Annotated in this window: 1 protein-coding gene; it reads right to left on the minus strand. The window is 49.0% G+C overall.

The genetic code is table 11. From position 1 onward, the window contains the following. Positions 1-18: 18 nt before the first annotated feature. Positions 19-1,824, minus strand: a 1,806-nt coding sequence (locus B3W37_RS09400; protein WP_483175520.1) for a Kelch repeat-containing protein, incomplete at its 5' end; no start/stop codon positions are given.

A 1,824-nucleotide genomic window follows, 5' to 3' on the forward strand; every position in this document is an offset into this window, starting at 1 on the left:
CCCTTACCCCCCTGCCTTTCAGTTTTGATCGATGGTCCGGTTGATCAAGCTGCCATTGTCATCATATTCATAGTGAATGACTCCGCCGGACTGCAGTCTGATTTCCTCCAGACGGTTGCTGTCGCTATAAAAGTATCGGTCATACAGAGTAGTGTATTTTTCTACCGCATTCAGATGGGTAGTTCCGTCATATCCGCCTATGGCGTAAATATCCCAGCCGCTTTCCGCCAATCCCAGCCCGCTGCGTGCATAAAGCATGTCGTTTTTCAGCGTCCAGGTATCAGATGCGGGATCATACTCAGCCATACTACTCAGGTATTCCCCGTTATAGCCTCCTACAGCATAAATCCTGCCATTGACGGCAAGGCACCCTAGATCAGTACTTGCCCACGGCATGTCGGTCAAACTTACCCACAGGCCAGTATCCGGGTCATACCTCCCCACTGAATCAAGGTAATTCATGCCATCATAACCGCCCACCACATATATCTGATCATTTAGTACTGTTGCGGTAAGACCGCTTCTTATGACTGACATGCCGGATAAGGTTGTCCATAGGTTCGTTTCGGGGTCGTAAACCTCCATTGTCGCCAAGTGCTGTGCGCCGTTTCGGCCCCCAAGAGCGTATATTTTATTATTCCACGCAACAAGGGCCAGGTGTGACCGGGTAGTAGGCATTGGTACTTTCGTGGTCCATGAATCGGTTTTGGGATCATATACTTCCAGCTGGTTGAGTACGGATGTATTTTCTCCCCCTGCTACATAGATCTTTCCGTTAAGTGCGGCTATACCTGCATAACTGCGGGCGGTTGGCATGGAGGTCATAGTCATCCAAGTGTTGCTTTCCAGATCAAACTTCTCAAGGATTTGCAGATAGTTCTGGTCCCTCTCTCCGCCTACAGCATAGATGTTACCGTCTACCGCGACAATCCCCGCACCACTTCTTCTAGATGTCATATCCGCCATTTGGATCCAGGTGTCAGGACCAATCGCGCCTGAACTGGGTCTGTAACGATCAGGTAAGTATTGTTCGTTTAAATTCAATGCCCCCGATGCATTGCCGCCGCCAACGGCATATACTTTTCCGTTTACTGCTGCCATACTTAGGTAAGCACGAGCACCAGTAAGATCAGTTTTTATCTCCCATATATCAGCGATAGGATCATAGACCTCAAGATTTGCCAGATAGGCTCCGTTATAACCCCCACCGACAAAAATTCTGCCATTCAAGCTGCAGATTCCGGCTCCTTGCCGGGGAATGGTCATGGCTGTTTTGGTTGTCCAGGTATTGGTGGTTGGATCATATTCTTCTATGACATTCAAAGTGCTGAGACCGTTGAATCCTCCTATGGCGTATATTTTCCCGTTTATTACAGTTGCTCCTAAGCGGCTCCGGGCAGTGGGCATAGGAGCTCTTGCTCTCCAGGAATTTGATAGGGGATTATATTCTTCAACCGCGTTCAAGTAGTTCTGACCGTTGTAGCCGCCTATGGCATAAAGCTTTCCATTCACTGGGGCCAGGGCCAGTTCGCTGCGGGAAGCAAGCATGTCTGTTTTTGGAGTCCAAGTGTTGCTTAAAGGATCGTAGGCTTCCAAAGTGCCAACATGACTACTGCCATCAGTGCCGCCTGCCGCGTATAGTTTTCCGTTTAAGGACGCTAACCCCAAGCTATGTCTTGCAATATTGAGACTGGCCACGGCAGACCAATCATCTACTGTGGAATCGTATTTTTCAACGGATGCAAGCGTTGTCCCAGCATTTATTCCGCCTACTGCGTATACCGATTCATTTATAGCTGCAGCAGCTAATTTCTCCCGTGGGGC

Source organism: Syntrophomonas sp. UBA5494, from assembly GCF_002426325.1.